Raw genomic sequence first — 23,608 nt, forward strand, 5'->3', positions numbered from 1 at the left:
GATGCCCAGCAGCATAAAGGACTATCTAATAATATTGAGCGCGGGTTTATGCCTGAGCACTTCAGTGTCCGCGACGCATAACGCCGTCGAGAACTACACCCTGTTCAGCCGCGCCACAGTCGGACATCTGGAAGTCCAACTGGATAAATCACAACGGCAATGGGCTAACAATAAACGCGAACTGATCGTGGGCACATCTGCCCCGGATTACCCGCCTTTTGACCTGACTGTCAGCGGCCGTGACTATGAAGGCTTCACCGCTGATTATGCCGGGATCCTCGGGCAGGCCATGGGCTTGCCAGTCAAGGTCCAGCGCTACGCGAGCCGCAATGCCGCCATCGAAGCACTGGAAAACGGTGAGGTCGACCTCCTCGGCACGGCCAACGGATTCGAAGCACACAATGCCGACATTCAACTGTCCGTGCCCTATGCGGTGGATCAACCGGTACTGGTAACCCGGGAGGGAGAAACCCGCTCACTGACCGACGGACTCGCCGGGCTGCGACTGAGCATGGTGTATCACTATTTACCGCGGGAAGAAGTTCAGGCGCTGTACCCGAAGGCGATCATCACCGACTACCCCTCTTATCAGAATGCAATCAATGCGGTGGCCTTCGACCAGGCTGACGTTTTTCTCGGCGACACCATTTCCGCCCACTACATGATCAACAAGGGTTACCTGAACAACATCCGCATGGCCAATTTCGGTAAACACGAAGCTCACGGTTTCAGTTTTGCCGTACACAAGAACAACACAGACCTACTACTGATCGTCAACGCGATACTCAACGCCGTCCCCACCAGCGAACGGGAAAACATCGCCAAGCGCTGGAGCGCCGGCAGCGACATTCTCCTCACTGATCACAAGCTGCAACTGACGGACCGCGAACAGCGCTGGCTGGCGCAGCACCCTGTCGTCCGTGTGGTGGTCAACGAAGCGTTTGCACCGTTGACGTTTTTTGACAGCGACGGCAACTTTCGCGGCGTCACCGCCGACCTTCTCGAACTGATCCGCTTGCGCACCGGCTTGCGCTTCGACATCCAGCGCAGCCGCGGCGACGATCAAATGATCGCGCTGGTCAAAGGCAATCAGGCCGACCTGATCGCGGCGCTGCTGCCGACTCCTCAACGCGAAGCGCAGCTGAACTTCAGCCGCCCGTACCTGGAAAACTCCTTTGTGCTGCTGACGCGCAAGTCCCCCGACAGCGCGACCCACCTTTCGCAGCTACAGGAAAAGCGCCTGGCCATCGCCCAGGGCAACCCACTGGTGGACTATCTGCGCAGCGAGTTCCCGCGTATCCACCTGATTGAAACGCCGGACACCTTTCACGCCGTGGAATTGCTCGCCGAGGGCCAGGTAGAAGGTGCCGTCAACTCACTGGTCATCGCCAATTACTTTATTTCGTCGCGCATCTTCGAACACAAATTGCAGATCAGCACCACCATCGGCACCCAGCAGGCGGCGTTCTCCCTGGCCACGGCGCGGGGCGCCACCGAACTGAGTTCGATCATCGACAAAGCGTTACTGAGCATTGCCCCGGAAGAACTGGGCGTGATCAACAGTCGCTGGCGTGGCTACTCGGCGGCTTCGGAAAAGACCTGGAACAACTTTCACCGGGTGTTCTATCAGCTCGTGATCGGCGCCAGCGTGCCCGTTGCTGATTTCCATGGCCTGGAACGCCTGGATGCGCCGTCAGATCAATCAGCGCAAGGCGGCCGAGCGCGCGCTGAACGATCAATTCGAATTCATGCGCTCGCTGGTCAACGGCACGCCACACCCGATTTATGTACGTGACCGCCAGGGGCTTCTGCAAAGCTGCAACGACAGTTACCTGGAGGTTTTCCAGGCGAAACGCGAGGACGTGATCGGCAAATGCGTGATGCCGGGCAACATGAACAATGCCTTCGAAGCCCAAGAGTTTCAGGCTGACTATCAACGGGTCGTGGCCGAAGGGTTGCCGTTGATTGTCGACCGTCCGTTGCACATCGGCGGCCGTCGGCTGACGATCTATCACTGGATCCTGCCCTACCGCGACTCCAGCGGTGAAGTGCAAGGCATCATCGGCGGCTGGATCGATATCAGCGAACGGCGGCAATTGTTCGACAAGCTGCGAGCCGCCAAAGAGCAGGCCGATGAGGCCAACCGGGCCAAAAGTACGTTCCTGGCCACCATGAGCCACGAAATCCGCACCCCCATGAACGCGGTGATCGGCATGCTGGAGCTGACCCTCAAACGAATGGATCAAGGGCATCAGCATCATTCGTCCATCGAAACCGCCTACAGCTCGGCAAAAGACTTGCTGGAGTTGATCGGCGACATTCTCGACATTGCCCGGATCGAATCCGGTCGCCTGAGCCTGAGCCCGGAACGGGTCAATCCGGGGGAAATCGTGGCCTCGGTGGTGAGGATTTTCGACGGGCTGGCCCGGCAAAAAAACCTTCACTTGCTGCTGGAGTTCAACCCGCCCCAGCCGCCCGTGGATGTGCTGCTCGACCCGCTGCGCTTTAAACAGGTGCTGTCGAATCTGGTCAGCAATGCCATCAAGTTTACGCAACAGGGCGAGGTCAGGATTACCGTCGAGCTATTGCCGGCTGAGGAGCCCGAGCATACGCGGATGCAGGTACAGGTCCGGGACAGCGGGGTCGGCATCAGCGAACAGGATCAGCAGCGTCTGTTCGAACCGTTTGCCCAGGCTGACAATTCCGGGCAACTGGCCAGGTGCGGTGCCGGGCTCGGCCTGGTGATCAGTCGCCAATTGTGCGAAATGATGGGCGGCAGCCTGCAACTGAGCAGTCAGCTGGGGGTGGGCACTCAGGTCAGCCTTTCTTTGCACTTGGCAACATTGGCGCCGGAGCAAGCGCCGGACCGGGTTGAAACCCCCATCCACACCACCCGCACGCCGTTGAATGTTCTGGTGGTCGACGATCATCCAGCCAACCGCTTGCTCATGTGCCAACAACTGGAATACTTGGGGCATCGGTTTACCGGGGCCAACGATGGCCAGGCCGGGCTGGATGCCTGGAAGGTCGAGCTTTTCGATCTGGTGGTGGTCGATTGCAACATGCCCATCATGAATGGCTACGACCTGGCCCGCGCCATCCGCGAGCATGAACGGCAGCAACAACGCACGCCATGCACCGTGCTGGGGTTTACCGCCAATGCGCAGCCGGAAGAAATACACCGCTGCAAGCACGCAGGCATGAATGATTGCCTGTTCAAACCTCTGAGCCTGGTGGCATTGAGTCAGTGGGTCGAAGGCATCGAGCCATCGGTTCGTGAGCAGCCGTTCAATCTGCAAGGGCTGGACTTGTTGACGGGGGGCAATCCACAAATGACCCAGCGATTGCTGGACGAACTGTTGAGCAGCAACCACCTGGATCGCCAGGAGCTGCTGGGCTTGTCCACTCTCGATGACCATCAGGCCCTGCTCGACATCGCGCATAAAATCAAAGGCGCGGCCCGCATCATCCAGGCCTCCCGATTGATCGATTGTTGCCAGGCGCTCGAAAAAGCCTGCCAGGCACCAGCGGCTGAAAATGAACTGGGCCACGCCATCAAAAACATGGATCTGGCCATGCTCGAACTGGAGCGCGCGTTGCTGCAACAGATTGACCTGAACGCCCACAGCAAAATGACGGAGCCTTAACTATGCTTGGACGCTGAGCAGTGCGTTAACCACTATGGAGAGACCGTGATGCCCAGCCCACTGCGCCCGGATCAACGCCGGTTTCCCCTGCACGTCCATATCAGCGTCATGTTCACTTTCCTGCTGTTGCTGACCGGCGTGGTGCTGGGCATTTTCAATTACCAGCAGACCACGCAGATCATCCTGTCCAGCAGCGAAAAGCTGTTCAATCGCATCGAGCAGGATGTACGCCTGGACCTGCAATCGACCTATGAGCCGATTCGGCACCTGTTGAGCCTGTTGGCCGACACACCGGACACCCAGGCCCCGACGCTTGAGTCGCGCCTGGCGCTGCTCAAGCCGTTCAGCCAGTCACTCAAGGACAATCCCAACCTGGCCTCGCTGTACCTGGGCTACGGCAATGGCGATTTCTTCATGGTCCGGCCGTTGCGCACCGAAGCCTTGAAGACGCAGCTCAAGGCGCCGGACACGGCGGCCTATCAGGTGTGGAGCATCGAACATCAGGGCAGCGGCGCTCAGGTTGTCTCCCAATTCCTGTTCTACGACGCGGCCCTTAACCTCATCAGCCGCCAACAGATTGCCGACGAAAGCTACGATCCGCGAACCCGCGACTGGTTTACCAATGCTCGGCAGGACACGGACCAGATCACCACCGAACCCTACATTTTTTTCTCTACCCATAACGTCGGCACCACACTGGCCCGGCGCAGTGGCGACGGTGCGGTGATGGGCGCCGACCTGACCCTGGCCGAGCTTTCCGCGACCCTGGCCAAACACGTCGTCACCCCCAGCACCGAGATTGCGTTGTTCGATGCCGAGGGCAACGCGATTGCCTATCCCGACAGCCGCAAACTGATCATCGACGACCAGACCGCCCGCCTTAGCAAAGCCGCCGACCTGAGCCCCGTTCTCGGCGCCCTGCTCGCCAACCCACAGACGGGCAAGCGCCTGGACGTCGCTGGCCGGCAATGGATCGTCGCCCGCAGCCACATGCAGGAGGGTGGCCCCGAGGGTTTGCAGATGGCATTGCTGGTGCCCGAGGATGAATTGCTGGTCGATGCCTACCGCATGCGCTGGCAAGGGGCGCTGATCACCCTGACCACTTTATTGTTGTGCCTGCCGGTGGGTTGGCTGACGTCGCGGATCCTGGTCAAGCCCTTGCGTGCACTGGTGAAGGAAGCCGATGCGATTCGCAGTTTCGATTTCAACTTTCCCGCCAGTCGTCGTTCACCGGTGCTGGAAGTCGATCAGTTACATGTGTCGATGGTGCGGATGAAGGACACCTTGGGGAGTTTTTTCCAGATCACCGACAGCCTGTGTGCCGAAACCCGGTTCGCGCCCTTGCTGCAAAGGGTGCTGTTTGAAACGGTAAAAATCGCCCAGGCCCAGGCTGGCCTGATCTACCTGCGCGAAAGTGACAGCGATCGCATCGAGCCCCATGGCCTGGTGATCAACGGCGCGTCACAACCCTTGCCGTCGTTCGGTGTTCAGGGACATGAACTGCAGAATCCGCAGAGCCCATCGTGGCTGCAACAGTTGGCGGCTGCCGACAATGTGGTCGCCAGTCTCGGTTTCGAACAGGCCGGGGATTTGCAGAAAGTCTTGCTGGCCATGGAGAGCCCACGGGTGCATTTGATTGGCATTCGGCTGCGCAATCGGCATAACGAAACCGTCGGTTTGCTGATTTTGCTGCTGGCCGACAGTGGCAGCCCAGGCGACCTGGAAAAACTTCGCCCGGATCGCATCGCGTTTCTGCAAGCGGTGTCCGGCGCGGCGGCGGTGAGTATCGAAAGCCAGCGTCTGCAGGCCAAGCAAAAACAACTGCTGGATTCGTTCATTCAACTGCTGGCCGGCGCGATCGATGCCAAGAGCCCGTACACCGGCGGTCATTGCCAGCGTGTGCCGGCGCTGACCCTGATGCTCGCCCAGGCGGCCGCAGCCAGCCAAGAGCCCGCGTTCAGCGGCTACCAGCCCACCGAAGATGAGTGGGAAGCCCTGCACATTGCCGCCTGGCTCCACGATTGCGGCAAGGTCACCACGCCTGAATATGTGGTCGACAAGGCGACCAAACTGGAAACCCTGAACGATCGCATCCACGAAATCCGCACCCGTTTCGAAGTGCTCAAGCGTGACGCCTGGATCAACTATTGGCAGGCCATCGCCCTGGGTGGCGACGAACACCACCTGGCTGAACTGCGCAATGCCAATCTGGCCGGGCTGGACGATGACTTCGCCTTTATCGCCCGTTGCAACCTGGGCGGCGAGGCGATGGCCGAGGCTGACCTCAAGCGTCTGAACCTGATCGCCCAACGCACCTGGACCCGAACCCTGGATGATCGACTGGGGGTGTCCTGGGAAGAGAACCGCCGCCAGGCACAAAATCCGGCGCCAGCGCTGCCGGTCAGTGAACCGTTGCTGGCGGACAAACCCGAGCACCTGCTGGAACGTGCCGAAAGCGAACTGATCCCCGCCGACAATCCCTGGGGTTTCAAGCTCGATGTGCCGCACCACAAATACAATCGCGGCGAGCTTTACAACCTGAGCATTCCCCGGGGCACCCTGACCCGCGAAGAGCGCTACATCATCAATCACCACATGGTGCAGACGATTCTGATGCTCAGCCACCTGCCCTTCCCCGGCCACCTCAACAACGTCGCGGAAATCGCCGGCGGCCACCACGAAAAAATGGACGGCACCGGTTACCCCAAACAATTGAAGCGCGACGACATGAGCCTGCCGGCGCGGATGATGGCGATTGCCGATATTTTCGAGGCGCTGACCGCAGCCGATCGCCCCTACAAGAAAGCCAAGTCCTTGAGCGAAGCGCTGGGCATCATGGCCACGATGTGCCGCGATGCCCATATCGATCCGGAACTATTCGGGCTGTTTATCAACGAGCAGATTTACCGGCAGTACGCCGAGCAATTCCTCGACCCGAAACAGATCGATGTCGTGGACGCAGAAAGCCTGCTGGCCAAGGCGGGCTTGCAGTAATGCCGGTCAAAATCCCTGTGGGAGCGAGCTTGCTCGCGATGGCGGACTGACTGGCAATACATGTGTTGAATGTAAGACTGCTATCGCGAGCAAGCTCGCTCCCACAGGTTGTATGCAGAAGGCTATCAGTTGTGATCAGCAATCCGTCAAACGCAGGAAGATCGCCGCCAGTTGCTCGATGCCAGCCTGATCGTCAGCGGTAAACCGCGCCAGTTTCGGGCTGTCCAGGTCCAGCACGCCGATCAGTCGGCCGTCCTTGACCAGTGGCACCACCAGTTCGCTGTTCGAGGCGCTGTCGCAGGCGATGTGCCCTGGAAACGCATGCACATCCTCCACCAGCTGCGTCTGCAAAGTGGCCGCAGCCGCCCCGCATACACCACGACCGAACGGAATCCGCACACAGGCGATCTGCCCCTGGAACGGGCCCAGCACCAGCTCTTCGTTGCGATTGAGGTAGAAACCGGCCCAGTTCAGGTCATCGAGCTGATTGAACAGAAACGCAGAAAACTGCGCGGCGTTGGCGATGAAATCCCGCTCGTCCGCCAGCAAGGATTCCAGCTGTGCGTGCAGCATGCCGTAGCCTTCAAGGCCCTGGCCGCTTTGTTGTAAATCGATCATGCCTTGTTCTCCAACAACTTCAGTCCAACCCAATAACGTGCAAATTGATAAGCGCAACGGCCATTGCGATTACCCCGGCCAGTCGCCCAGCGGACCGCGAGGATATCCAGCTCTTCGGTGCGCTGCCAGGCGAGGCCGGCCTTGTCGGCCAGTTGCCCGATCCAGTGCTCGACCACATTGAGGAAGTGTTCCTGGGTAAACGGATAGAACGACAGCCACAGACCAAAACGGTCCGAAAGCGCGATTTTGTCTTCCACCGCTTCGCTGGGATGCAGTTCGCCATCGACGCGTTTCCAGTTTTCGTTGTCGCTTTCCTTTTCCGGCACCAGGTGGCGGCGGTTGGACGTGGCGTACAGCAGAACGTTGTCCGGCGCCTGCTCCAGGGAGCCGTCGAGCACGCTCTTGAGCACGCGGTAATCGCCTTCGCCCGATTCGAACGACAAGTCATCGCAGAACAGCACGAAACGCTGGGGCAATTTGGCAATCTGTTCGACGATACGCGGCAAGTCCGCCAAGTGATCGCGCTCGATCTCGATCAGGCGCAAACCGGCGGCAGCGTGTTCGGCCAGCAACGCGCGGACCAGCGACGATTTTCCGGTGCCACGCGAGCCCCAGAGCAGTGCATGGTTGGCCGGCATGCCGTCGATAAATTGCTGGGTGTTGCGGCCCAGTTGTTCCACTTGGCGATCGACACCGATCAGGTCGGTCAAACGGGTGTCGAGGCTGACTTGCAGCGGCAACAGGAAACCGCTGCGACCCTCACGCTGCCAGCGCGCGGCCAGGCAATGCGCCCAGTCGATGGTTTGCCGAGGGGCCGGCAGCAGGGGTTCGATACGGGCCAGAACGGCATCGGCGCGTTCAAGAAAAGCATTCAATCGGGAATCCACGTCTTCTCCTCGGGCACGTTTCACAGTAATGATGGCGATACAGCAACTTACAACAACCAGCACCCTCGAAAGAGGATGACGTGGGAACATCGGTATCCATGCATGATCGACTATGCTTGAGCAGCGAAGGGAAACGGAAGTGGTTCAACACCCCATGGATATCAAGTTCACCCACCGGCTGTCTTACAAGCAGGCCCGGCTTACTGTGCTGGTCGGTTTCATACTGGGCACCTTGCTCAGTCTGGTGCAAATAGGCATCGATTATGCCAGCGAAGACGCCTCCATCAACCGCGAAATCCTGTCGTTGCTGGAAATCAGCCATAACCCGGCCTCACGCATCGCCTACAACATCGACGCCGAACTCGCCCAGGAGCTGACCATGGGCCTGTTGCGTTCGCCGGCGATCATCAGCGCGCAATTGACCGATAACAACAATACCGTGCTGGCCAGCGTCAAGCGCCAGGGCTTGCAAAGCGGTTACCGGGTGATCAGCGACTTCCTGTTCGGCGCCAACCGGCAGTTCGAAGACCGGCTCTACCTCGACCATTTGCCCGACGAATCCCTCGGCACCTTGAAGCTTGAGGTCGACACCTATTCCTTCGGCAACCGCTTCCTGCGCCGGGCCGAAGTGACCTTGCTCAACGGTTTCGCCCGTAGCCTGATCCTGACCGGCATCCTCCTGGCGCTGTTCTATGTGATGCTGACCAAGCCGCTGGTGCGGGTCATCCGCGAACTCAGCGGCCGCGATCCGCGCAGCGCGGAACCGACGTGGCTGGAATACCCGGCGGGGCATGAAAACGATGAAATCGGTGTGCTGGTCAAAGTGGCCAATCAACAGTTTGAGAACATCGCCACCGAAATCCAGCAACGGCGCAACGCGGAAAACCGCCTGACCGACTACCTCGCGCAACTGGAAAACATCGTCTCGGCGCGCACTGCCGAACTCAAGGCCATCAACACCCGGCTCAGCCAATCAAATGAAGAGCTGGAAGTCGCCCGCAGCACCGCACTCGACATGGCTGAAGCGCGCTCGGCGTTCCTGGCCAACATGAGTCACGAGATCCGCACGCCGCTCAACGGCTTGCTGGGGATGATCGCGCTCTCGCTCGACGGCCCGTTGAATGCCGAGCAACAACAGCAACTGTCGATCGCGCATGACTCGGGCAAAGTGTTGGTGGAACTGCTCAACGATATTCTCGACCTTTCGAAATTCGACGCCGGGCAGCTGGAGCTCGAACATATACCGTTCGACCTCGGCTCGTTGATTGAGGACACCGCCAACCTGCTGTCGCAGAACGCCGCACCCAGCGTCGAACTGGCCTGCCTGATCGATCCGCAGTTTCCAGCCCTGGTGTTGGGCGACCCGACCCGGGTGCGGCAGATTGTCAGCAACCTGCTGTCCAACGCCCTCAAGTTCACCCGATTCGGGCGGGTCGATGTGCGGCTTTCGACGTTTGAAGATGGCGTGCGCATCGAGGTGTGCGACACCGGTATCGGCATCGCTCAGGATGCGCAGGTCAAAATCTTCCAGCCTTTCACCCAGGCCGGCGCCGGCATTACCCGGCAATTCGGCGGCACCGGGTTGGGCCTGGCCCTGACTTACAACCTCTGCGAAGCGATGCAAGGAAGGCTGACGATCAGTTCCGAAGCCGGGTTCGGCAGCCAGTTCTGCGCCGACTTGCCACTGCCTTGCCACACCCGCGCGATTGCGCCCCCGCCGCTGCAAGGCAAAGTCATCGCGATTACGACGGCCAGCAGTGGCCTGGCGGAACTCTTGAAAAGCCTGCTGCCGTTATGGGGCCTCGACTATCAGCAGCGCTCCATTGAAGACTCGTTGCTGGGGCTGGATCCCGATGTCCTGATCACCGACTGCCCGGAATGCCTGTTCGGCCTGCGCCCCACGCTGACGGCGCCGATCCTGCTGGTGACGGCTTATGGCAGTTTCATGCCCAGCGAAGAAGCTGCAGCCCTGGCACCTTTGCAACAACAGGCGCGGCCATTGGCCCGCAACGCGCTGTACCAGACGTTGCGCCGGGTGTTGCAGCCGGACACAGCGACGATCAACGACGCGCAACTCGACGCCCTCACGCCCCAACGGCGCGGTCGGGTGCTGCTGGTGGAGGACAACCCGGTCAATCAATTGGTGGCCAAGGGCATGCTCGGCAAACTCGGCTGCGAAGTGATTGTCGCCGCCCACGGCGCCGAAGCCCTGGATCAACTTGAGCTGAGCGAATTCGATCTGGTGCTGATGGACTGCAACATGCCGGTGATGGACGGCTACGAGGCCAGTCGGCACATTCGTCGCAGCGGGCGTTGGCCGCAGCTGCCGATCGTCGCCCTGACCGCCAATGCCATGTCCGAAGAACGCGAACGCTGCCGCGCGGCGGGCATGAGCGACTACCTGGCCAAGCCCTTCCGCCGGGAAGAGCTGGCTGCCCTGCTCGACTTGTGGATCCCGACTACGACAGTGCCTTGATCTGCCCCAACAACTGATCGAGGCCGTCACGCAGCTCATTCAGGCGATTCAGGTCCACGCCGCTGTCGCACAGCAGACGCGCCTTGAGCGGCCCGACCTGCTCGCGCAAGGCTTGGCCGGCGGGCGACAGGCTCAGGTGCACCTCACGCTCATCCCGCGCCGAACGCTGGCGCTGCACCAGTTGCAGTTGCTCAAGCCGCTTGAGCAACGGCGTGAGCGTGCCGGAATCCAGCGCCAGACGTTCGCCCAGCGCCTTGACGGTCGGCTGCTCCGGCGCCTCTTCCTGCCATTCCCACAACACCAGCATCACCAGGTATTGCGGGTAGGTCAGGCCGAGCTGATCGAGCATCGGCTTGTAGCCACGAATCACCGCCCGGGAAGCGGCATACAGCTTGAAGCAGAGCTGGCTGTCGAGTTTCAGGGAATCGGCGGAAACGCTGTTCATTTCAGCAGCGCTTCGATCTCGGCGGTCAAGTCCTGCGGCTTGGTGGCCGGGGCAAAACGCTTGACCAACTGGCCGTCCTTGCCGATCAGGAACTTGGTGAAGTTCCACTTGATGCCTTGGGAACCCAAGAGGCCCGGCGCACGCTTCTTCAATTGGACGAACAGCGGATGGGCGTCGGACCCGTTGACGTCGATCTTTTTGAACAGCGGAAAGCTGACACCGTAGTTCAGCTCGCAGAACTCGGTAATCGCACCTTCGTTGCCGGGCTCCTGCTTGCCGAACTGGTTGCAGGGGAAACCCAGCACCACCAAGCCTTGATCCTTGTAGGTCTGCCACAGTTCTTCCAGACCTTTGTACTGCGGGGTGAAACCGCATTTGCTGGCGGTATTGACCACCAACACGGCTTTGCCGGCAAAGTCGGACAGGGTTTTCTGTTCACCCTTGATGGTAGTGACCGGGATGTTCAGCAGGTTGTCGCTCATGGGTTCGGGCTCCAGATGAAGGAAGAAGCGTCAAACATAGTAAGCAATTGAATTGTGTGCAATCTAATTATTCAATACCGATCCCCTGTAGGAGCGAAGCTTGCTCGCGAAGGCGTCCGGTCAGTCAACATCAATGTCGAATGTTAAGACGCCTTCGCGAGCAAGCTTCGCTCCTACGGGACTCGGATTACTAGCGTGGCACCAGGTCCAGGCACACCGAGTTGATGCAGTAACGCAAACCGGTCGGTGGCGGGCCATCCGGGAACACGTGCCCCAGGTGCGCGTCGCATTTGGCGCAGACCACTTCGGTGCGGATCATGCCGTGGCTGACGTCACGGATCTCGACCATCGCACTCTCACCGATCGGCGCGTAGAAGCTCGGCCAGCCGCAGCCGGAATCGAATTTGGTCTTGGAATCGAACAACGGCTCGTTGCAGCAGATGCAGTGGTAGACGCCGTCAATCTTGGTGTCGTTGTACTTGCCGGAGAACGGCCGTTCGGTGCCCTTGAGGCGGCAAACGTTGTACTGCTCCGGGTCGAGCATCGCCTTCCATTCTTCCAGGGTTTTATCCAACTTTTCCATCGTCACACCTCAGCAGCTGAAAAAGCCCGATCTGTACCTTTTCCACGGATCGGGCGGCACGTATGATTGCGCCTCGTCAAACGCCAGTCTGGCAGCCAGACCCCGCGCATTCAAACGGATTATGAGTGTCGCCACTGAAGGCGTCAGGCCTGTGTGATTACGCAGGATTCCCAGTACGGTTGTCCATCCGCCGCCTGGATCGTTCATTTTCGGGAACACATCGCCATGCAGGTCAGCAAATCGAACAAGCTCGCCAACGTCTGCTACGACATTCGCGGCCCAGTGCTCAAGCACGCCAAACGCCTGGAAGAGGAAGGCCATCGCATCCTCAAGCTGAACATCGGCAACCCGGCGCCCTTTGGTTTCGAAGCGCCGGATGAAATCCTCCAGGACGTGATCCGCAACCTGCCGACCGCCCAGGGCTATAGCGATTCCAAGGGCCTGTTCAGCGCGCGCAAAGCGGTGATGCAGTATTACCAGCAGAAGCAGGTCGAAGGCGTCGGCATCGAAGACATCTACCTGGGCAACGGCGTGTCCGAGCTGATCGTGATGTCGATGCAGGCCCTGCTCAACAACGGCGACGAAGTGCTGGTGCCGGCTCCGGATTACCCGTTGTGGACCGCCGCCGTAAGCCTGGCGGGCGGCAACCCGGTGCACTACCTGTGCGACGAGGGCGCCGACTGGTTCCCGGACCTGGCCGACATCAAGGCCAAGATCACCCCGAACACCAAGGCCCTGGTGATCATCAACCCGAACAACCCGACCGGCGCGGTGTACTCGAAGGAAGTGTTGCTGGGCATGCTCGAACTGGCCCGCTCGCACAACCTGGTGGTGTTCTCCGACGAGATCTACGACAAGATCCTCTACGACGATGCCGTGCACATCTGCACCGCTTCGCTGGCGCCGGACCTGTTGTGCCTGACCTTCAATGGTCTGTCCAAGTCTTACCGCGTGGCCGGTTTCCGTTCTGGCTGGATCGCCATTTCCGGGCCGAAACACCACGCCCAGAGCTACATCGAAGGCATCGACATGCTGGCCAACATGCGCCTGTGTGCCAACGTGCCAAGCCAGCACGCGATCCAGACCGCACTCGGCGGCTACCAGAGCATCAATGACCTGGTCTTGCCGCAAGGTCGCTTGCTGGAACAACGCAACCGCACCTGGGAATTGCTCAATGACATTCCGGGCGTGAGCTGCGTCAAGCCGATGGGCGCGCTGTATGCGTTCCCGCGGATCGATCCGAAAGTCTGCCCGATTCACAACGACGAGAAGTTCGTGCTCGACCTGCTGCTCTCCGAGAAGCTGCTGGTGGTGCAAGGCACGGCGTTCAACTGGCCATGGCCGGATCACTTCCGCGTCGTCACCCTGCCCCGGGTCGACGAACTGGATCAGGCCATCGGCCGGATCGGCAACTTCCTCAAGACTTACCGCCAGTAAGCCGACGGTCACCGTGCGGCGCAGGTCCGGGTCGCACGGTGATTGATTCAGCAACACATCTCTATATCTTGCCGCACACCCTTGTTGCCATCGCTGCCTGATGACGGTATCTGCGCTCGCGTCTAACAAAGACGGGGGCTACGCGGTTAATCGTCTGTCAAACCCTTCCTGCGTCCGCGTCGGAAATGCCCTGCACGCAGCTAAACTATTGCTGTAGGACACAGTTTGAAATAGTCACCCGGTTGAATAGCACGGTGCAGCACCTTATATACCCCGCAGTACGCTACATCTTTAGTATGAGGAGATTTCTACAACCATGATGCGCATCCTGCTGTTTTTGGCCACTAACCTGGCGGTCGTGCTGATTGCCAGCATCACCCTGAGCCTTTTCGGCTTCAACGGGTTCATGGCGGCCAACGGGGTTGATCTCAACCTCAATCAGCTGCTGATTTTCTGTGCGGTCTTCGGTTTCGCCGGTTCCCTGTTCTCGCTGTTCATCTCCAAGTGGATGGCGAAGATGAGCACCAGCACCCAAATCATCAGCCAGCCGCGCACCCGTCACGAGCAATGGCTGCTGCAAACGGTCGAGCAACTGTCCCGGGAAGCCGGGATCAAGATGCCTGAAGTCGGGATTTTCCCGGCCTACGAGGCTAACGCCTTCGCCACCGGCTGGAACAAGAACGACGCGCTGGTCGCCGTCAGCCAGGGCTTGCTCGAGCGGTTCTCGCCGGATGAAGTCAAAGCCGTGCTGGCCCACGAGATCGGTCACGTGGCCAATGGCGACATGGTCACTCTGGCCCTGATCCAGGGCGTGGTGAACACCTTCGTGATGTTCTTCGCGCGGATCATCGGCAACTTTGTCGACAAGGTGATTTTCAAGAACGAAGAAGGCCAGGGCATCGCCTATTACATCGCGACCATCTTCGCCGAACTGGTGCTGGGCATCCTGGCCAGCTCGATCGTCATGTGGTTCTCGCGCAAACGCGAATTCCGCGCTGACGAAGCCGGCGCACGCCTGGCCGGTACTAGCGCAATGATCGGCGCCCTGCAACGCCTGCGGGCAGAACAAGGTCTGCCGGTGCACATGCCGGACACCTTGAACGCCTTTGGCATCAACGGTGGCATCAAACAGGGCTTCGCCCGCATGTTCATGAGCCACCCGCCGCTGGAAGAGCGTATTGACGCGTTGCGTCGTCGGGGCTGATTGGCTTCGCACTAAAAGAAAAGGCCCGCATTGAATGCGGGCCTTTTTTTGTCTGGCGGTTTTTGTGGTGCTCAGTCGGGCCTCATCGCGAGCAAGCTCGCTCCCACAGTTGACCGAGTTGAAACACAATTTTGTGATCACCACAGATCCATTGTGGGAGCGAGCTTGCTCGCGATGAGGCCATCAAGCTCGCCACACCTTAACGACTGGAAACCCGATACACCCGCTCTTCAAGCCGTGTCACGCCGCTCTCGACAAACTTCCAGCTCTCACCCAGAACATCCTGGTCCTCCAGAATCTTCAGCTCCCACGATGCACCAAACAGCTTCTGCACTTCATCATCCAGCACGGCAAACGGCGGGCCGTCCTTTTGCGCCTGGTCGTAGTCGAGGGTAATCAGAATCCCCAGGGAATCCTTCGGCAGAATCCGCTTCAGGTGCTCGGCGTATTGCTCACGCATCTTCGGCGGCAAAGCGATCAACGCCGCGCGGTCGTACAACGCGCTGCAATCAGCCACATCGCCGGCGGTCAGTGCGAAGAAATCGCCGCACCATATTTCAATCGAGCCCGCGCGATACACCGTGAAAGGGCCTTGGTCGCTGACGTCCGGGTCGAATTGATGTTCATGGAAAAAGTCTTCCACGGCTTTTTCCGACAACTCGATGCCCAGCACCTCGTGACCGCATTTGGCCAGCCACAGCAGATCCAGGCTTTTCCCGCATAGCGGCACGAGCACCCGCGCGCCCTCTTCCAGGCTCAGTTGCGGCCAGTACCGTTGCAGATATGGATTCACTTCCGGCAGGTGGAAGCCGATCTGATTCGTCGTCCACCGCTTGTGCCAAAACTCCGGCTGCATAATTAATCCCGAAAATTCGATCAAAAGACCCTAAAACTTATATTAGATTTAGATCAATGATCTGACTGAAGATGACGCCATCTTACCCCTCAGGAGCTCATTCATGTTCCCCAGCCTGTACATATCCCATGGTTCGCCCATGTTGGCACTGGAACCGGGCGCCAGCGGCCCGGCCCTGGCGCGCCTGGCTGCAGAAATGCCGAAACCGAAAGCCATCGTGATCGTGTCTGCGCACTGGGAAAGCAACGAGCTGCTGGTCAGCGGCAATCCGCAGCCTGATACCTGGCATGACTTCGGTGGTTTCCCCAAAGCCCTGTTCGACGTGCAATACCCGGCGCCCGGTAATCCACAACTGGCGGCCGAGGTGGTCGAATTGCTGAAAGCCGATGGTCTGCCTGCGCGCATCGACGCCAAGCGGCCGTTCGATCACGGGGTCTGGGTGCCGTTGTCATTGATGTACCCGCAGGCCGATATTCCAGTGGTACAAGTCTCACTGCCCACCCGCGGCGGTCCGGCGCTGCAAACCCGTGTCGGTCATGCCCTGGCCAGCCTGCGTGACCACGGCGTGCTGTTGATCGGCTCCGGCAGCATCACCCACAACCTGCGTGAACTGGACTGGCATGCCGGCCCGGAGAGCGTTGAGCCATGGGCCAAGGCGTTCCGCGACTGGATGATTGAGAAACTCGCTGCCGATGACGAGGCCGCGCTGCATGATTATCGTCAGCAGGCGCCGAATGCTGTGCGCAACCATCCGAGTGATGAGCATTTGCTGCCGTTGTACTTTGCTCGTGGGGCCGGGGGTGAGTTCGGGATTGCGCACCAGGGGTTCACCATGGGGGCGCTGGGGATGGATATTTACCGGTTTGGCTGACAGTCAGACCGTGTCGCGCCCTTCGCGAGCAGGCTCGCTCCCACAGGGAATCTCTGCAATACACAGATATTGTGTTCACTGGAGATCCACTGTGGGAGCGAGCCTGCTCGCGAATGAGGGCACCTCGGTCTTCAGCCAAGCACTAACAGCAGGCAAAAAAAATCCCCGAACCAGTCGGGGATTTTTTATGTGCGATCAATCAGCCCGAGAGCGGATTAATCTTCGCGATAGCGACGCAGCTTCAACTGCTTGCCAGCAACGCGAGTGTCCTTCAGTTTAGTCAGGAGTTTTTCCAGACCATCTTCCGGCAGCTCGACGAGGCTGAAGCTGTCACGCACCTGGATGCGACCGATTGCTTCGCGAGCCAGGCCACCTTCGTTCAGGATAGCGCCCAGCAGGTTCTTGGCAGCGATACCATCACGCGCACCCAGCGCGGTACGGCAACGAGCACGACCTTCAGCCAATGGAACCGGAGCACGACGCTCACGATCACCACGGTCCGGACGATCACCGGTACGCTCTGGACGATCGCCACGCGGTGCGTTGTTCGGCACCAGTGGACGTTCTTTCTCGATTGCAGCCAGGGTCAACGCCTGAGCGTTGGTGGCTTTGCGCAACAGAGCAGCGGCGAGGGCACGCGGGGTGCAACCGATGTCAGCGGTCAGGCGATCAAGCAGATCACCGTGAGTCGATTCGGCGTCAGCTACCAGCGGCGACAGGCTGTTGGTCAACTTCTTGATGCGGGCATCAAGAACAGCTTGAGCGTCCGGCAGGCGAACTTCGGCAACCTTTTGACCGGTTACACGCTCGATCACTTGCAGCATGCGGCGCTCACGTGGAGTCACCAGCAGCAGTGCACGACCTTCGCGACCAGCACGGCCGGTACGGCCGATACGGTGAACGTAGGATTCCGGGTCGTACGGCATATCAACGTTGAACACGTGAGTGATACGCGGAACGTCCAGGCCACGAGCAGCTACGTCGGTCGCAACAACGATGTCCAGACGGCCATCCTTGAGGGATTCGATTACGCGCTCACGTTGGTTCTGGGCGATGTCACCGTTCAGCGCAGCGGCTTTGTAGCCTTTGGCTTCCAGGGCACTGGCCAGGTCCAGGGTCGCTTGCTTGGTGCGCACGAACAAGATCAGGGCGTCGAAGTCTTCGACTTCCAGCAGGCTCAATACAGCCGAGGTCTTCTGGTCAGCGTGAACCAACAGGTGAGCCTGTTCGATCGCGGTAACGGTCTGAGTCTTGGTCTGGATCTTAACGTGCTGCGGATCACGCAGGTGACGCTCGGCAATGGCACGGATCGACTGCGGCAGGGTCGCCGAGAACAATACGGTCTGACGGGTTGGTGGCAGAGCCTTGAAGATAACTTCGAGGTCGTCCATGAAACCCAGTTTGAGCATTTCGTCCGCTTCGTCGAGAACCAGGTGGTTCACGGTCGACAGGACTTTTTCGTCACGACGCAGGTGGTCGCACAGACGACCCGGAGTGGCGACAACGATCTGTGCGCCATTACGGATTGCTTTCAGTTGTGGGCCCATAGGGGCGCCGCCGTAAACGGCCACAACGGTAACGCCCGGCATTTGCTTGGCGTAGGTTTCGAAAGCGGTTGCTACTTGCAGCGCCAACTCACGGGTTGGCGCCAGGATCAGGGCTTGCGGCTCGCGCTTGGCAGGATCGATGCGATGCAGGATAGGCAGTGCGAACGCGGCGGTTTTACCGGTACCGGTTTGCGCCTGGCCAATCATGTCGTGGCCGGCCATGATGATCGGGATCGATTGCTGCTGAATAGCCGAAGGTTCTTCGTAGCCGGTCGCAATGACGGCTGCAAGAATATTCGGATTAAGATTAAAAGCGGCGAAGCCGCCGGTTTCCTGGGTCATGGGTCTGCCTCTAAGTGCATCCGCAAAGACCCATGCTCCAAAGCTGCGCATGCCGTGTAAGACTCAAGAGTCGCCCTGGCTGCTTTGTCGGCGGGGATTTGCGAAAACGAATGAATGAAAAAGATTCGTCAAGGGAGAGTCCGCTGTGCGGACGTGCAGCCGAAGCTGACTTCGGGGAATTGCGCTACCTAAACGCGGCCCGGTTAAAGGCCGGCGCGCACTATACCGGAATTCGGCCAAAAAGGGAGCATTATTTGTCGGAAAACTGACGTATATACCGTTGTGTCACAGGCTTTGCGGATAATCGCGCAACGGTCTATTTTTCAAAGGCCCGGCCCTGCTGGTGATGGCGCTAAAACGGTTCACCCCTGTGACGCAGACCTTCGGTCTGACCTCCCCTTCCCGCCCGAGGAAATGCCCCATGAATCAGACCGTTTCCAGCCGTGTCAGCCGTGAACGACGTGGTCATGTCTTGTTACTTGGCCTGGACCGGGTCGCCAAGCGCAACGCCTTCGATCTGGATCTGCTTAACGAACTGAGCCTGGCCTACGGCGAGTTCGAGGCCGACAGCGAGGCGCGGGTGGCGGTGGTGTTCGGCCATGGCGAGCATTTCACCGCCGGGCTCGACCTGATCAATGCCAGCGCCGCCCTCGCCGAAGGCTGGCAGGCACCCGCCGGCGGCTGTGATCCGTGGGGCGTGTTCGCCGGACCACGGGTGAGCAAACCGGTGATCGTCGCCGCGCAAGGCTACTGCCTGACCATCGGCATCGAGCTGATGCTGGCCGCCGACATCAACCTCTGCGCCAGCAACACCCGTTTCGCACAGATGGAAGTGCAGCGCGGGATCTTCCCGTTCGGCGGCGCCACGTTGCGCCTGCATCAGGTCGCCGGTTGGGGCAATGCCATGCGCTGGTTGCTGACCGGCGATGAATTCGATGCCCATGACGCGTTGCGCCTTGGATTGGTCCAGGAAGTCATGGCCAGCGAGGATCTGTTGCCGAGGGCGATTGAACTGGCGGAGCGCATCGCCCGGCAGGCGCCGCTGGGGGTTCAGGCGACGTTGATGTCGGCCAGACAGGCGCGTTATGAAGGAGAGACAGCGGCGGCGCAGGCGTTGCCGCCGATGGTGAAGAAGTTGCTGGCCAGCGAGGACGCCAAGGAAGGTGTGCGGTCGATGATCGAGAAGCGGCCGGGCGTATTCAAAGGGGTGTGAGGTTTGTGGCGATGCGGATATTGCCTTCGCGGGCAAGCCTCGCTCCTACAGGTCATGCGCAACCTTTGTAGGAGCGAGGCTTGCCCGCGAAGAGGCCCTCACAGGCAGCGCATCAAGTCGCCGGCCGAATCGCCTTAATCAACGACAGCAACGAATACCCCAACTGCGGCGCCAGCCCTTCGGCCCGTGCGATCAGGCTGTCCATGTCCAGCTCCTGATCCAGCTCTGACGGCACGATCAGGATCACGTTGCCCTCCTTCACCGGCAGTTCCCAGTAATGCCGGTGATAGAGCCCGCGAAACAATGCCGCCCCCAGCGGTTTACCGTCGTCGGTGGCCCACTGATTGATCACCAGCCAGCCACCCGGATTCAGGCGTTTCTGACAGTTTTCCAGAAAGCTCCAGGCCAGGTGCCCGACACCCGGCCCGACATCGGTATAGAGGTCGACGAAAATCAGGTCCGCCGGCTCAGCCGTTTCCAGCAACTCCAGCGCATCACCAACGCGGATATACAGTCGGGGATCGTCATCCAGCCCAAGATATTCAATGGCCAAGCGCGGCACGTCGGGGCGCAATTCGATGGCTTCGACGTCTTCCAGCGGCAGGAACTTGAGGCAGGCCTGGGTCAGCGTGCCGGCACCGAGGCCGAGGAACAGCGCGCTTTCCGGCTGCTCGTGGAACAACGCACCGATCAGCATGGCGCGGGTGTAGTCGTACTCCAGCCAACTCGGGTCGGCGGTGAATACGCAGCTTTGCTCGATGGCATCGCCGAATTCGAGAAAGCGATAATCGGCCACTTCCAGCACGCGAATCACGCCGAACTCATCCTGTACCTCGGCGAGCAGATGCTCGACGCGCTCCTCAGTCATTTCGTCTCCAGATCGTCACCGGGCCCGGCAACCAATACACCGCAACATAAAGCGGCAAAGGCGCGATTGTCCGCGAAGCGACGGGAACAGGTCACGCACTAATTGCTGATAACATAAGGACCCGTGCGTAAACACTAGAGACCGTGATGAGCCAACCCTGGAGCCCTGACAGCTGGCGTGCCTTGCCGATCCAGCAACAACCCCGCTACCCCGACGCCGCGCATTTGCTGCACGTCGAGCAAACCCTGGCCAGCTATCCGCCGCTGGTGTTTGCCGGTGAAGCCCGGGAGTTGCGCCGTCAGTTTGCCGAAGTGACCCAGGGCCGCGCGTTTCTGTTGCAGGGCGGCGACTGCGCCGAAAGCTTCGCCGAATTCTCCGCCGCGAAGATCCGCGACACCTTTAAAGTGCTGCTGCAAATGGCGATCGTCATGACCTTCGCCGCCGGTTGTCCGGTGGTCAAGGTCGGGCGCATGGCCGGCCAGTTCGCCAAACCGCGTTCGGCGAATGACGAAACCATCGACGGCGTAACCTTGCCGGCCTACCGTGGCGACATCGTCAACGGCATCGGTTTCGACGAAAAAAGCCGCGTGCCGGACCCGGAACGCCTGCTGCAGTCCTATCACCAGTCCACCGCGACCCTGAACCTGCTGCGCGCCTTCGCCCAAGGCGGGTTTGCCGACCTGCATCAAGTGCACAAATGGAATCTGGATTTCATCGCCAACTCGGCCCTGGCCGAGAAGTACAGCCACCTGGCCGATCGTATCGATGAAACCCTGGCCTTCATGCGCGCCTGCGGCATGGACAGTTCGCCGCAACTGCGCGAAACCAGTTTCTTCACCGCCCACGAAGCGCTGCTGCTGAACTACGAGCAAGCCTTCGTGCGTCGCGACAGCCTGACCAACGATTACTACGATTGCTCGGCCCACATGCTGTGGATCGGCGATCGCACCCGTCAGCTTGACGGCGCACACGTGGAATTCCTGCGCGGAGTGAACAACCCGATCGGCGTGAAAGTCGGCCCGAGCATGAACCCGGAAGACTTGATTCGCCTGATCGACGTGCTCAACCCGGACAACGACCCGGGCCGCTTGAACCTGATCGCGCGGATGGGCGCAAACAAGGTCGGCGATCACTTGCCGCAACTGATCCGCGCCGTGGAACGTGAAGGCAAGAAAGTGCTGTGGAGTTCCGACCCGATGCACGGCAATACCATCAAGGCCAGCAGCGGCTACAAGACCCGCGACTTTGCGCAGATCCTCGGCGAAGTGAAGCAGTTCTTCCAGGTGCACGAAGCGGAAGGCACCTATGCCGGCGGTATCCACATCGAAATGACCGGGCAGAACGTCACCGAATGCATTGGTGGCGCGCGGCCGATTACGGAAGACGGGTTGTCGGATCGGTATCACACCCATTGCGATCCGCGGATGAATGCCGATCAGTCGCTGGAATTGGCGTTTTTGATTGCCGAGACGTTGAAACAGGTTCGACGCTAAACCGCGTCGCGCCCTTCGCGGGCAAGCCTCGCTCCTACAGGATTACGCGATCCTTTGTAGGAGCGAGGCTTGCCCGCGAAGGCGTCCTTTCAATCACCGCCAACGCTGGCCAATGCCACCCTCAACCGCCCCGCACTCACCCGCTGACAATTCAACTGCACCCGCTCCAGCCCCAGCCAATCCGCCATCTGCCGCAAATTAACCGCCAACGCCAACATCCCCGCCTCATCCAGCCCTGGCTCGTCCTCATGCACCGCATGCACCGCCAACCGGCCCAGCGCCCGTTCGGCGCGCAAGTCCACACGCGCGGCAATCCGCTCATTGTGCAAAAACGGCAGCACGTAGTAGCCGTAGACCCGCTTGTCCTGCGGCGTGTAAATCTCCAGCCGATAGCGAAAATCGAACAAGCGCTCGGTGCGGCTGCGTTCCCAGATCAGCGAATCAAACGGCGACAGCAAAGCGCTGCTCTCGACCTTGCGCGGCACCTTGGGCTCGGGCAAACAGTAGGCCGGTTGGCGCCAGCCTTGCACTTCGCAGGCCTGCAACTCTCCGTTCTCGACCAGCTCCGCCAATCGCAACCGACTGTCGGCCGGGTTCAAACGGAAATAGTCGCGCAAATCCTTTTCCGTGCCGACACCCAACGCCGTTGCCGCATGCAACAACAACCCGCGCTGTGCCTCGGCTTCGGTGAGCAAAGGCTGCTGGAGAATCGCCGAAGGAATCACCCGCTCCGGAAGGTCATAAAGTCGCTCGAAGCCACGCCGCCCGGCGACGGTCACTTCACCGGCGGCAAACAACCATTCCAGCGCATGCTTTTCAGCGCTCCAGTCCCACCACGGCCCGGCTCGTTCCTGACGGGTCGACAGGCTTCCTGCACCCAACGCCCCCAGTTCTTCAACGGATGCCAGCACCCGACGAATCGTGTCCTGTTGCTCACGACCGAAACGCGCCAATTGCTGATAGATGTCTTCGCCACGGATCGCGCGCTGCATGCGCCAGCGCATCAACGGGTACATGGACAACGGCAACAGCGAAGCTTCATGGCCCCAGTATTCGAACAACGTGCGTCGTCGGCCCTGACTCCAGGCAGCCTGGTCGAGCAAATCGGATGAGTAGTTACCAAGACGGGAAAACAACGGAAGGTAGTGCGAACGCACTAACGCATTGACGGAGTCGATCTGCAAGATGCCCAGGCGTTCGATCAGCCGGTTGAGCTGCACCGCTTTGATCGCCGCTGGCGGCTGGCGCCCGTTGAACCCTTGGGCAGCCAGTGCCAGACGTCGAGCCTGTTTGATGGAAAAGGACAGCGTTGCGGGCATGAGCATCTCCTTGTCTGCTCGCAACCTACCTCACCAGAGAGGGGTTTGTGTAGCAATGGCCTCATCATTTATGCATCGGATCGTCCCAGAACGGCCGGATCGATTCGTGCTCGACATCCGCACGACTCACGCCAATGTCCTTCAGCGCTTCATCGCTCAGGCTCGCCAACAGCTCGCGTTCGCGGTGAAGTTCGTACCAGCGGCTAAACTTGTGCAGCAGATCCGAAACAGCGTGGATTGAGAATTTTTCTGACGTTACATGCTCGTGTTGACCTTTCATCATGTTGCCCTCCTTTAGGGATGGCTCAAGTCTCGCGCCAGAGCTA

General features: G+C 59.9%; 17 protein-coding genes and 1 pseudogene. 8 read left to right on the forward strand and 10 right to left on the reverse strand.

Annotated features, from left to right (window positions below; translation table 11 throughout):
• Position 1: 1 nt before the first annotated feature.
• Both ACIOYV_RS11970 and ACIOYV_RS11975 read left to right on the forward strand, forming a co-directional pair.
• A pseudogene (locus ACIOYV_RS11970) lies at positions 2 to 3,647 on the forward strand (transporter substrate-binding domain-containing protein).
• 48 nt (positions 3,648 to 3,695) lie between these two features.
• Positions 3,696 to 6,641 carry an HD domain-containing phosphohydrolase gene (locus tag ACIOYV_RS11975; RefSeq protein ID WP_401323914.1) on the forward strand — a complete coding sequence of 982 codons (2,946 nt, stop codon included), beginning with the start codon at positions 3,696 to 3,698 and terminating at the stop codon, positions 6,639 to 6,641.
• A gap of 135 nt (positions 6,642 to 6,776) precedes the next feature.
• On the opposite strand, the gene ACIOYV_RS11980 is transcribed toward ACIOYV_RS11975, so the two are convergent.
• The gene (locus ACIOYV_RS11980; protein WP_054052060.1) at positions 6,777 to 7,259 is read right to left on the reverse strand and encodes a GAF domain-containing protein; all 483 of its coding nucleotides are present in this window, start codon (positions 7,257 to 7,259) and stop codon (positions 6,777 to 6,779) included.
• Positions 7,256 to 8,146, reverse strand: coding sequence for an ATP-binding protein (locus ACIOYV_RS11985; RefSeq protein WP_163913228.1), 891 nt, complete (start codon positions 8,144 to 8,146; stop codon positions 7,256 to 7,258). Before ACIOYV_RS11985 ends, ACIOYV_RS11980 begins: the two co-directional genes overlap by 4 nt.
• Before the next feature lie 154 nt (positions 8,147 to 8,300).
• On the opposite strand from ACIOYV_RS11985, the gene ACIOYV_RS11990 reads away from it, so the two are divergent.
• Entirely contained in the window at positions 8,301 to 10,622 is a 2,322-nt protein-coding gene (locus tag ACIOYV_RS11990) for a response regulator (RefSeq protein WP_401323916.1), read from the forward strand.
• On the opposite strand, the gene ACIOYV_RS11995 is transcribed toward ACIOYV_RS11990, so the two are convergent.
• The 3 genes from ACIOYV_RS11995 to msrB form a co-directional block, all read right to left on the reverse strand.
• Positions 10,606 to 11,067: a MarR family winged helix-turn-helix transcriptional regulator gene (locus ACIOYV_RS11995; RefSeq protein ID WP_054052054.1), complete on the reverse strand. Its 462-nt coding sequence runs from the start codon at positions 11,065 to 11,067 to the stop codon at positions 10,606 to 10,608. The two genes, ACIOYV_RS11990 and ACIOYV_RS11995, sit on opposite strands and share 17 nt — an antisense overlap.
• Complete coding sequence (locus ACIOYV_RS12000; RefSeq protein WP_054052052.1) at positions 11,064 to 11,549, reverse strand: glutathione peroxidase; 486 nt, start codon at positions 11,547 to 11,549, stop codon at positions 11,064 to 11,066. Before ACIOYV_RS12000 ends, ACIOYV_RS11995 begins: the two co-directional genes overlap by 4 nt.
• A gap of 190 nt (positions 11,550 to 11,739) precedes the next feature.
• Positions 11,740 to 12,132 (reverse strand): peptide-methionine (R)-S-oxide reductase MsrB, encoded by a 393-nt coding sequence (gene msrB / locus ACIOYV_RS12005; protein ID WP_401323918.1) that lies wholly within the window; start codon positions 12,130 to 12,132, stop codon positions 11,740 to 11,742.
• A gap of 225 nt (positions 12,133 to 12,357) precedes the next feature.
• Between msrB and ACIOYV_RS12010 the strand changes: the two genes are divergently transcribed.
• Positions 12,358 to 13,569 (forward strand): pyridoxal phosphate-dependent aminotransferase, encoded by a 1,212-nt coding sequence (locus ACIOYV_RS12010; RefSeq protein WP_054052048.1) that lies wholly within the window; start codon positions 12,358 to 12,360, stop codon positions 13,567 to 13,569.
• Positions 13,570 to 13,885: 316 nt separating this feature from the next.
• Positions 13,886 to 14,773, forward strand: coding sequence for a protease HtpX (gene htpX / locus ACIOYV_RS12015; RefSeq protein ID WP_010461286.1), 888 nt, complete (start codon positions 13,886 to 13,888; stop codon positions 14,771 to 14,773).
• Positions 14,774 to 14,972: 199 nt separating this feature from the next.
• Here the strand turns inward: htpX and ACIOYV_RS12020 are convergent, their stop codons facing one another.
• On the reverse strand, positions 14,973 to 15,629 hold the full coding sequence (locus tag ACIOYV_RS12020; protein ID WP_054052047.1) for a thiopurine S-methyltransferase: 657 nt from the start codon (positions 15,627 to 15,629) through the stop codon (positions 14,973 to 14,975).
• Positions 15,630 to 15,732: 103 nt separating this feature from the next.
• On the opposite strand from ACIOYV_RS12020, the gene ACIOYV_RS12025 reads away from it, so the two are divergent.
• Positions 15,733 to 16,500 carry a DODA-type extradiol aromatic ring-opening family dioxygenase gene (locus ACIOYV_RS12025; protein WP_401323921.1) on the forward strand — a complete coding sequence of 256 codons (768 nt, stop codon included), beginning with the start codon at positions 15,733 to 15,735 and terminating at the stop codon, positions 16,498 to 16,500.
• 215 nt (positions 16,501 to 16,715) lie between these two features.
• Here the strand turns inward: ACIOYV_RS12025 and ACIOYV_RS12030 are convergent, their stop codons facing one another.
• Positions 16,716 to 18,389, reverse strand: a complete 1,674-nt coding sequence (locus ACIOYV_RS12030) for a DEAD/DEAH box helicase (protein WP_401323923.1) — start codon at positions 18,387 to 18,389, stop codon at positions 16,716 to 16,718.
• 421 nt (positions 18,390 to 18,810) lie between these two features.
• Here ACIOYV_RS12030 and ACIOYV_RS12035 point away from each other — a divergent pair, with 421 nt between their 5' ends.
• Positions 18,811 to 19,602, forward strand: coding sequence for a crotonase/enoyl-CoA hydratase family protein (locus ACIOYV_RS12035; RefSeq protein ID WP_401323925.1), 792 nt, complete (start codon positions 18,811 to 18,813; stop codon positions 19,600 to 19,602).
• Positions 19,603 to 19,714: 112 nt separating this feature from the next.
• Here the strand turns inward: ACIOYV_RS12035 and ACIOYV_RS12040 are convergent, their stop codons facing one another.
• Complete coding sequence (locus ACIOYV_RS12040) at positions 19,715 to 20,470, reverse strand: spermidine synthase (protein WP_401323927.1); 756 nt, start codon at positions 20,468 to 20,470, stop codon at positions 19,715 to 19,717.
• Positions 20,471 to 20,616: 146 nt separating this feature from the next.
• Here ACIOYV_RS12040 and ACIOYV_RS12045 point away from each other — a divergent pair, with 146 nt between their 5' ends.
• Positions 20,617 to 21,963 carry a class II 3-deoxy-7-phosphoheptulonate synthase gene (locus ACIOYV_RS12045; RefSeq protein ID WP_163913213.1) on the forward strand — a complete coding sequence of 449 codons (1,347 nt, stop codon included), beginning with the start codon at positions 20,617 to 20,619 and terminating at the stop codon, positions 21,961 to 21,963.
• Between the two features lie 89 nt (positions 21,964 to 22,052).
• On the opposite strand, the gene ACIOYV_RS12050 is transcribed toward ACIOYV_RS12045, so the two are convergent.
• Together ACIOYV_RS12050 and ACIOYV_RS12055 are read right to left on the reverse strand one after the other, a co-directional pair.
• On the reverse strand, positions 22,053 to 23,282 hold the full coding sequence (locus ACIOYV_RS12050; protein WP_401323929.1) for a winged helix-turn-helix domain-containing protein: 1,230 nt from the start codon (positions 23,280 to 23,282) through the stop codon (positions 22,053 to 22,055).
• 64 nt (positions 23,283 to 23,346) lie between these two features.
• Complete coding sequence (locus tag ACIOYV_RS12055) at positions 23,347 to 23,562, reverse strand: DUF1127 domain-containing protein (protein WP_054052224.1); 216 nt, start codon at positions 23,560 to 23,562, stop codon at positions 23,347 to 23,349.
• Between the last annotated feature and the right edge of the window lie 46 nt (positions 23,563 to 23,608).

The organism is Pseudomonas sp. NPDC087342, from assembly GCF_044744265.1.
Classification (GTDB): domain Bacteria; phylum Pseudomonadota; class Gammaproteobacteria; order Pseudomonadales; family Pseudomonadaceae; genus Aquipseudomonas; species Aquipseudomonas nunensis.